This window comes from Bartonella sp. AU15XJBT (assembly GCF_028618615.1).
Classification (GTDB): domain Bacteria; phylum Pseudomonadota; class Alphaproteobacteria; order Rhizobiales; family Rhizobiaceae; genus Bartonella.
Map to the genome: position 1 here is coordinate 1 of NZ_JAQITG010000035.1, position 10,160 is coordinate 10,160.

The window sequence follows — 10,160 nt, forward strand, 5'->3', positions numbered from 1 at the left end:
ATGAGATCAATGCCGTTCTCGCCTCTATGGATGATGAAGAGCTCTATGGAAAAGAACTTTATACCTACAGCTTCTCAAAAGCCGTTCAGAATGAACTTTTAGCACCTTATAAGATTATTGTTTTGGGTGTTAATGAAGAGGAAGTCAGTCAATCCATTCAACATCTGATGACCGATGAGAATTATGAACTTATCCTTGATGATAAAACCAAAATCATAGGCTGTTATCAAGCCCTTGCTAAAATAGATCTAAAGGTCGATCTGAGTGATGACCCTAATCCCATGCGGCGGGCTTTGGCTTTTTGTAAAGATATCAAAACCTCTGAACGTATCCGTGATACCTTCAATTCTCAAGAAATACAAAAAGAATTGTATGATCTTCATAAGATCTATAAAGAGACCCCGCCTCTTGACTGTACCTTTGATCATATTGATGGAACACAAAGTGCCAAAACACGTCATAAAGCCCTTGATTGGCTTAAGGAAGATGCGGGGGAAAATACCTGCCGTGTACTCACCAATGTAAGATGTCTGTCTGAAGGGGTGGATGTCCCTGCTCTTGATGCCATTATGTTTTTACACCCGCGTAAAAGTCCTGTAGATGTGATACAGGCGGTGGGGCGGATCATGCGTCGTGCACGGGGCAAAAAAAGAGGCTATATCATTTTACCTGTTGGGATTCCTGCTGGGGTTTCTGCTGAACAGGCTTTAAAATATAACAAAAGATACAGTGTTGTCTGGCAAGTGATCAATGCTTTGCTTGCTCATGATGAGAATTTTGAAATCACCCTTAACCAGATGATTTTAGGTCAAGACGTTAGTGATGTTTTGGAGATTGCTGCCTTAAAGAGCATGACCGCGATTGAGGATAAACTCCATATCCATGAGAAATCAGAACATATGGGGCTTGAGATTGGAAAAGCCGCTCCTGAACCGCAGCATAGTTATAAAGGGCAAATGAGATTGCCCTTTTATAAAGAGTTTCCCAATGCCCTTAAAACCCTTCTTGCGAAGAAATTTGCCATTGCGGATTATTGGGAAAATTGGGCGGGTAATGTTGCTGAGATTGCTCAAAACCATATCACCCATCTTCAAAACCTGCTTGCTGATGAAAACAATGAAGCCTATCATGCTTTTGAGAGCTTTCATAAAGAACTAAAAAACAACTTAAACAGTGAAATCAAACAAGAGGAAGCGCTTGAGATGTTAGGACAACATCTTGTCACGCGTCCCGTGTTTGAAGCCTTGTTTGATGGCAATGAATTTGTACAAAACAATGCTATCTCACAAGCGATGGAAAAGATTTTAGCTGAGTTGGATAAAACCAATATCAAGCAAGTATCAAAAGAGTTACAAGAGTTTTATGACAGTGTGAAATTCCGTGCCTCTGGGATTACCTCCCCCCAAGCAAGACAAAACCTTATTATCAAGCTTTATGAAGATTTTTTTACCAAGGCATTTAAGAAAACCACGGATAGGCTTGGGATTGTTTATACGCCCGTTGAGGTAGTGGATTTTATCATTCATTCTGTTGATGATGTTTTACGCAATGAATTTGGAAAAAGCTTGGGTTCACGGGGTGTCTCCATTCTTGACCCTTTCACGGGAACAGGAACCTTTATCACAAGGCTTTTACAATCCAATCTCATTAAACCAGAGGATATGGAATATAAATTCCGTCATGATATCCATGCCAATGAGATTGTCTTACTCGCTTATTACATAGCAGCGATTAACATTGAATCGACTTATCATAGTCTTATGAAAGGTGAGTATATTCCTTTCAAGCATATTGGTTTGGCTGATACGTTTCGGATGCTTGAAAAGAAAGACTTGTTACAAAAATTATTTAAAGAAAACAGTGAATATTTGGAACACCAGAAAAAACTGGATATCAAAGTTATTTTTGGCAATCCTCCTTATTCCGTAGGACAAAAGAACGAAAATGATAATGCAAAAAACAGCCCTTATCCCATATTAGATGAACGTATCCGTAAAACTTATGCTGCTCAATCGAAAGTAACGAATATACGAGCACTTTATGATAGCTATATTCGTGCTATCCGTTGGGCTAGTGACCGTATTGATAATGCGGGGGTAATTGGTTTTGTTTCTGGTTCTGGTTATATAGAAAAGTCAACAATGGACAGTTTACGAAAATCTTTAGCCAAAGAATTTACGAGTATTTATGTGCTTAATTTACGGGGGGATATTCGTAAAAATATGTTAAGTAATGGTGCTGCTCAAGAAGGAGAAAATGTTTTTGGCAATGGTAGTATGACTGGTATCGCTATAACGCTCTTTATCAAAAATCCCAATGTGACTGAATCATGTAAAATTTACTATCACGACATTGGTAGTAATCTTACAACTAAAAGGAAACTTGAGATCCTTGACGAATTTTGCAGTATTGATGGTATTACCCATGAACAAAGCTGGCAAATAATTACACCAGACAAGCATGGTGACTGGATTCATCAACGTGATGACAGTTTCAACGCATTTTTAGCTTTAGGCGTTAAAAGAGGGCATGATAAAAAGCTTTTTGAAACTTATTCTCGTGGAATTATGACGAGCCGTGATGCGTGGGCATATAACTCAAACCGTGAAATTTTAAAGAAAAACATGAATAATATGATTACATTCTATAATAGCGAAGTAGAACGGTTTAATGATACTCCACATACTGATCATAAAATACGTGAAAAGGCTGTAAATGATTTTATCAATACAGATGAGAAAAAGATAAGTTGGAGTTATAATCTTAAAAAAGATTTAGTAAAAGGAAAGTTTTTAAACTTTAAGGAAAATTGTCTTACCAAAAGTTTGTATCGTCCTTTTACAAGGCAATGGCTTTATAGTGATTCTGCTCTTAACTGTGATGGGGCTTACCAAACGCGTATATTCCCTATAGTGCAAGCAGTAAAGAATAAAGCAATACAAGTTTCTTCTATGGGAGCACGAAGTGGCTTTTCTGTTCTTATGACTAAAAATTTGCCTGACGTATGTGTAATTGATAATAGTCAATGCTTTCCAAGATATATTTATGAAGACACTATGGTCTCAAAAGATAGAAACAAGAAACAAACTCATTTATTTACAAACTCTACAGAAGAAAACAAAACCTCTGCTTTACAACGCCGTGATGCCATTACAGATGCGGGATTAGAACATTTTAAAGCAGCTTATCCGAATGAAACTATTACGAAAGATGATTTGTTCTATTACGTTTATGGAATCTTACACTCAGAAGATTACCGTACCCGTTATGCTCATAATTTATGTAAAGAGTTGCCTCGCATTCCTTGTGTAAAAACTGCTGATGATTTTTGGAAATTTGTAACAGCGGGGCGTAAACTCGGTCATTTGCACGTAAATTATGAAGATGTAGAGCCTTATCCAGTGACCTTTAAAAAGGGTAATCCCAAATTAACAAAGATCTCTAATTCTGAAAAATTCTATTACGTTACAGAAATGAAATTCGCAAAAGCAGGTAAAGAGAAAGATAAATCAACTGTCATTTATAACAGCAATATCATCATGACAGATATCCCTCTTGAGGCTTATGAGTATATCGTCAATGGCAAGCCCGCTCTTGAATGGGTTATGGGGCGTCAATGCGTTAAGACTGATAAAAAGAGTGGTATTGTAAATGATGCCAATCGTTATGCTGTTGAAACCATTGGCAACCCTGCTTATCCATTAGAGTTATTCCAAAGGGTTATTACTGTAAGTTTAGAGACAATGAAAATCGTTAAGAATTTACCAAAATTAGAAATTAGAGAAACTGAATAACTTATAAAGCATGCTCACATAACGGGTATGATAAACTCATAAGGGGTATAGAGCTTATAACCATAATCTATACCTCTCTTGTTAAGTTGATTAGATATAATCTTTAAAAAGAGTGTTTATATGCATTATTCTAAAAAGAAATCATTTGCACTTTTAGATACTCTTATTTTGATTGCTTTAAGATTTTTAAGAAATCCACTCTTAACAGAATACGCTTCTTTTACATTGGCTTTAAGAGGTTATACCGTAATCTAAAATGATAGTTTTATTGTTTTCAAAAGCTTTGTTTAAACAAAGTTATATATATTCATTTTCTTATAGGTTTTGAAGGTGTAAAAATCGTAACCCCCCCCTCAAAACATATATTATTGATTGAATTTAGAGGTTGTATTATCAATAGAGGTTGTTTTTTAAAGATCTGTAAAATCTTAACACATTGAAATATAATGTTTTTAATTTTCTCTCATTAAAAAAAATACTATAGGGGCTAGAATGAACTGACAAAAATGACAAAAGTCTATTAAAAGGGATTTTGCTGATCTCTATAATTATTATTCTCTCTTTAGATGTTTTCATAACAGACTATAAATAACAATTATCCTATTTAACAACTAGTTGTATAACATCATCCAAGGTTTAGGTTTTCATGAATTTTCCCCCGCATACTCTTTAATTCTTTTACAGAGAAATTCATAAAAATTACTTGCGTAATACTGGGGATCATCACGTGGAAACTTGAGATAGAGTGGGCATTCACCATCCCGAAACTGCGTATAATCAAAATAAAAGGTTTCACCAAAATCAGTTGTGCAGACAACAAGCTGTTTGGGATGCGTAAAACCATCTCTTCTATCGAGTAAATTTCGGTAAACAATATCACCAGCAGGAATACCAGAACAGATTTCATAAATACTGAATATTTCTTCACCTCCTATTTCTCCTCCTCCATAATTTTTTAAAAAATTCTTATAGGAAGAGGTAAATTGTAAACCAAGAGTGTTCTCAGCTGTTTTAATTCGCACCTCATCAGGTGCATTATCTTGAGTACCAAAATTAATAACATGACTATGCATATCAACATATTGTGCAACATCTGATAAAGTATAACTTTTCATAAATTTTTCTCCATAAGTCACAGCGTGTTTTTACTCATAATGAGTGTTTCTAGTGATCAATCTTTTTCTACTATAGCCAATGGAATTGGGACGAGATTGATAAAATCATAAGAGACATGTTCTTGAAGGAGCTCTTTTCTCATCTGTCTCTGTAAAATCATCTCGCATTTACAATATATGATGGAATTAAAGGGGATGATCATTAAAGCTTAGAGAGCACCTTTTAGTGACATTATTTCAATATTTGCAATAATTACTTTTTCTTTTTTTCCTACTTAGAATTTTTTTTTGAAATCCAACAAATAACTTTTCTGATAAAACTTGTCTTTGGCTTCATAGGCGCAACAAAACTCTTGTCTTGATAAAATGAGTAGAGAACCTCAGCCATAGGACCTTCTTGCGTCATAGGATATAACATAATAGGCCTACAATCGACTCCAATAGGAGCTCTTCCTGATACCATTCTTTCCAGATTTGTACCTGTTACTATCTGTCCTTTTTCTTTCCAAGAAGAAACTGTTTCAGACTCAAACAGTTCATCTTCCTGATAAACTTTTTTACCTTTAAATTCCACAGGTTCAGCTGCTCCCATAATTTTTTTCTTTATCCATTTCATGATTCATAAGCCCCTTCAATTTTTTCAAAATAATCAATGTATTCTTTGTTCTAAATAGACTTAAATAAACTCTCCTTCCAAGAAGGAGGTTATTCCTCGCTAGAAAGCTCTGAGTGACTATCAAAATCTTTTGCCACCTGTTTAATTAAAGCGTAGCTCACTTGCTTCACCTTTGCTACTTCTTTGCCTAAAGCTAATGCACGTTCAAGGTGGGTTTTATTGATGCTCTCGTCAAAACCTAGGTGATCCCCTGCCGTAAAGCTTTTCTGATAAGATTGTAAGGTCTCAACATCACCCAATAAAGCAAGAGCGCCAAGATGAAGTAAAGCATAATCCGTATTATCTGCTTTAGACGTTGCATCCCGTTGCCAAGGAGCAGTGCCATAATCAGAGCGAAGTCTTTTAGAAAGGTCAATGTCTGTTACCGACCATTCTAGCGCATCATCAAGCGCTTGCTTTAAGCGATCCGCAGTAACTTCTGGTTCAAAGATTTCTAATCCCTTGGCTTCAAAATTAAGCTGTATATCTGGAATATCTTCCGTGTAGGTAGGATCAATGAATTGACAAGCGGTGGAAAGAATGCCCGTGCTAATCAAAAAGGCGCTATCAAATTGCGGGTAGTCTTTGGCAATTTCGTCGTTATAAAGAATATCTACTTCACGATCAGCCAATTGATAGCTTGCCATATAGTCATCTTCATTGATTTTCTCGCTTGACCAGCCTAGGCTTTTTAAAAGTGCATGAGCACTTTCCATGGTGAGACGATCATCATTGTCATCCGCTTCATCCACTTCCTCTGCCACTTCAACAGAAATTTTTTTAGAAGCAACAGATGCTGTTTGTGGATCCAAGCTCAAAATCGGTGCATTTTTCGGAAAACCTGCTCGATAACACCGTGCAAGCGTAAGAGAGTTGTCGATTGTATATTTCGTGATACCTTTCACAAAGCTTAAAGAGTTTCCCTTTTTAAAATTCTCTTTATAAAACTTAAGCCTCTCAACATCCCCAATAAGAATAAGCGCAATAAAATGGCGCATTATAAGATCATATTCACTGTTTGTTGGCAAAGCTGCATAATCATAGATGATTTGATTCACATTTTGTCGATCAGCCCAGCACAAAATATCCGCACAGATCTGCTTCAGTTTACCTTCATCAATTTCATTACCAGACACAGTATACACATCTTCTAATTCTTTAAGAACGGTATATTGGGGAGTATTGATGAAAATAGATCGATAAGCTGTAGAAAAACCAAGTGTTGAAAGAGAAACCTTGAAGGTAACAAATGGTGTCTCTCCTTTTTTATCAAGGTCGTACACTATATTAATGATACGATCTTTCGTTATAAAATAAGCATTGCAATTGTAATTTTTATCACGATAGACTGTCCAGTCCATCCTTTTTAAGTCTTCAGAAACTGTATTAAGAAAAGACAAATCTTGCAAACTAAGACGATCATCTATGGCTTTTCGCTCATTAAGGATTTTCAGATATTCTTCGGAAAATTGAACAGCCTGGTTAATATATCTCTCTACTTCACTGTCATCCAAAATCTCAGAAATTGTACCTGCTTCTAAAAAACTTTGATAAGATTTCAGGACATCAATTTGACCTGTTAATGCTAAACAAGCCAAATGCCAGACTATACGTATATTGTAGCTATATTTTTGGATAAGTGTTTTGCTTTCTATTGATGCTTGTAAATCTTGGGTACGCGCCCACTGTATTATCCGCTTAGAGATTTTGATAAGCTCTTGCTCATCTAATGTCTCTACACAAATATCAATGCCTTTACCAAAACCACTAAAAATTCCCCCCCCAATCGTATTAAAAGAATTATAAATATTTGTAGGAGAAACGCACCAATATTCCTCACTATAGTGAATACAATTGCAAGCGACAGAAATCATTTCATTAGATATTTCAGCTTCAATACGGACATTGTAATTGTCATGGAGACGTATAAAACCAAAATCAAATTGAATAAAGCGGTCGGGCAAAATCAACCACATTTTTCCAGGCTCCGTTGCAAACCACCCTTGTGTTTTAAGAACGCGCATTGCTGCTGTGAGGCTTATCGAGCGCTGTTTGGTTTTTTTGCGCGTTAGAATATCATCCAACTCCCCATTTTTATAGGCTTGCGCAAAAAAAAAGCAGGCGATCATCCGATGTCATTGTTTTATAATCAGCAAATTCTGGCACAGATAGTTTTGGAGTAGATCGATCACTCCTTAAAGCCTCCATATCACCAAGTAATGCTTGTGCAACGGCAGAATGATCAGCAGCTTCCTCGCACAACTTTTTTTCAATATCCTGTGCTTGCGCCCATGCAACCACTTTGTTTAAAGCGGTTGTGATATGGCTTTCGGAAAGATCTGGAGCTTTAACATTAAAATCCTCCTTCGCGTAAAACAGCACATCTCCATATTTACGCTGTGATTTTTCACCTCTAGAATATTCCCAGCCAAGACAATAAGCAGCGGTGGTGAGATCAGCCGAAAGCAAAAACTCTTTGCCTCTCTCTCCATAATTTTTTACACTATATCCAATACCGATAATGCGGTCAGGAAGATGATAATGCGCAAAAGTATCCCCCACGTTATCACGATAAGGCTCCCAGCCCAGTCTTTTTAAAATCTCTGTGACATCTTTAGTTTGCATCGTCATTACCCCCCAGCATGTTCCATAATTCTTTTACATAAAAATTACTTGTGTAATACTGAAGTTCTCTAGAAAGACTAGATATTTCCTCAGCATCAATTTCCCCTTTTCCATAGTTTTTTCCAAAAATGCTTGTAAAAAGGGATAGGTTTCGGACTAGGAGTGTTCTCAATCTTTTCAATTGGTTGTTCACCATCAAGTATATCTTCTCCCGCATGTACTATAATTCTTTTGCAAAGGAATTCATAAAAATTACTAGCGTAATATTCGCAATCTTCAGATGGAAGCATGACATAGAGTGGGCATTCACCATCCCTAAACTGTGTATAATCAAAGTAAAAGGTTTCACCAAAAGCAGCATCACAAACGATAAGCTGTTCTGGTGTTGCGAAACCACGTTTTCTATCATTTAAATTTTGGAAAACAATATCATCAAAAGGAATATCTTCTCCACACTCCTTATAAAGCCTATAGATTTCATAACCACCAATGTCCCCGCCTTTATAATGTTTTAAAAAAACTTTATAGGAAGATGTGAATTGCAGACCAAGAATTTCCTCAGCTTTTTCAATCACGAGATCATCAACCTGCTTATCTTTGCTAGCAAAATTAACAATATCACCTTCATATTTATCAACTAATACTGTAACATCATCTAAGGTATAGGTTTTCATCAATTATTCTCCATCAATTATTTTATAAGTCTCTGTTTTTTCTCTTTTCAATTAACCGTAGAGCATTACTGCCGATGCTCCTGTCCCCATCTATCAAAATCTATACCTATGATACCCCATTTCATATTGATTATTCCTCCTAAACTACTGTTTTTTTGTTCTCCATGCCCATTGCCGTATTCTTTCCAATATTCCTCTCTCTGCTTCTCAAATTTTTTTCTATCTATGAGCGATTGATGTGTTTTTGGATTAGCATGAATCACAGAAGTATATTTTTTATGAAATTCATGGCTCATTTCTGCTAAGGGTCCATCAGGGGTTTGATTTAGGTGATGCAACTCAACAGGCTTACCATCAAACCCTATAGGTGCTCTTCCTGTTTTTCTCCTTTCAACATTTGTGCCCCATACCGTGTCCCCTTTTTCAGTCCATTTAACCCTTGCATGAGGATCAAACAAATCGTCTCTCCGATAAACTGTATAGGTCTGACCAAATTTGCTATCGGTAAATTTAGTGGGTTTCTTTTTTAACCACTTCTTTTTTTCTTTAGCAGCGAGTTTGGTTAGTTCTTTCTTCGCCGCAAGTTTGTCAGGATCTCCTTGAGCTGCAAGTTTGGCAAGATTTTTCTTGGAAGCAAATTGGGCAAAATCTTTCATAGCATTGAACTTGATCACTGTCTTTTCGCCAAGCTGTATACCTTCCTTAGCTGCTCCAGCACCTCCCAAAAACAGCGTTGCTACTTCAGTCAATAATTGTCCGAATTCAAGACCAGCATTAAAGGAACCACCGGCACCGGCTCGCTCATATTCCTCCTCCATTTTATTAATGCGATCTACATAGGGCTGTGCAAAGGCATGCCCAAGGGTAGCCAAAACCTTACCACTGATGAAGAAATCTTTGAGCGCTTTCAAAATCTCTTTGGAATTTTTGGCTATTTGTATCAAGTCACCAACCGTAGGAGAACTGATTATTTGCAAAAAACCATCAACCGTATCGTATATTTCAGCCGGTACACCAGCAACCATACCAGCCCCAAAGCTTATATCTTGTCCTGCACTAATCGCATTCCACTTCGCAGTCACTTTTGCTTGACATAAAAAGTCAGGACATTCCTTTAATTCTTTTTCCATCTGAGCTTGTTGAGCACTGCTGAGGTAGTTATTTTCTGCGGCATTGCCTGCAGCATCAGCGCCGGCATCAACATTGCCACCAGCAAGGGCGGCAGCAAAGCCCCCCGCAGCACGCGCTACATCAATGGTATGCTCTCTAAAGTCAGCAAACTGCGCATCAATCTTTG

Annotated in this window: 5 protein-coding genes and 1 pseudogene; 1 reads left to right on the top strand and 5 read right to left on the bottom strand. The window is 36.9% G+C overall.

The features are described from left to right. A partial coding sequence (locus PVV57_RS08950) for a type ISP restriction/modification enzyme (RefSeq protein WP_273783914.1) occupies positions 1-3,794 on the top strand: 3,794 nt, incomplete at its 5' end. A gap of 644 nt (positions 3,795-4,438) precedes the next feature. On the opposite strand, the gene PVV57_RS08955 is transcribed toward PVV57_RS08950, so the two are convergent. The 5 genes and pseudogenes from PVV57_RS08955 to PVV57_RS08975 all read right to left on the bottom strand — a co-directional run. Then, positions 4,439-4,909 (bottom strand): SMI1/KNR4 family protein, encoded by a 471-nt coding sequence (locus PVV57_RS08955; RefSeq protein WP_273783916.1) that lies wholly within the window; start codon positions 4,907-4,909, stop codon positions 4,439-4,441. A gap of 271 nt (positions 4,910-5,180) precedes the next feature. Continuing rightward, positions 5,181-5,525: an HNH/ENDO VII family nuclease gene (locus PVV57_RS08960; protein WP_273783917.1), complete on the bottom strand. Its 345-nt coding sequence runs from the start codon at positions 5,523-5,525 to the stop codon at positions 5,181-5,183. A gap of 89 nt (positions 5,526-5,614) precedes the next feature. Continuing rightward, positions 5,615-8,189: pseudogene (locus PVV57_RS08965) on the bottom strand (DUF6990 domain-containing protein). Positions 8,190-8,284: 95 nt separating this feature from the next. After that, positions 8,285-8,863 (bottom strand): SMI1/KNR4 family protein, encoded by a 579-nt coding sequence (locus tag PVV57_RS08970; RefSeq protein WP_273783919.1) that lies wholly within the window; start codon positions 8,861-8,863, stop codon positions 8,285-8,287. A gap of 65 nt (positions 8,864-8,928) precedes the next feature. Continuing rightward, on the bottom strand, positions 8,929-10,160 hold a 1,232-nt coding region (locus PVV57_RS08975), incomplete at its 5' end, for an HNH/ENDO VII family nuclease (RefSeq protein WP_273783920.1).

Bases quoted from the DNA above. Each gene is read 5' to 3' on its own strand.
- PVV57_RS08955 (WP_273783916.1), bottom strand. From the start codon at position 4,909: ATGAAAAGTTATACTTTATCAGATGTTGCACAATATGTTGATATGCAT.
- PVV57_RS08960 (WP_273783917.1), bottom strand. From the start codon at position 5,525: ATGAAATGGATAAAGAAAAAAATTATGGGAGCAGCTGAACCTGTGGAA.
- PVV57_RS08970 (WP_273783919.1), bottom strand. From the start codon at position 8,863: ATGAAAACCTATACCTTAGATGATGTTACAGTATTAGTTGATAAATAT.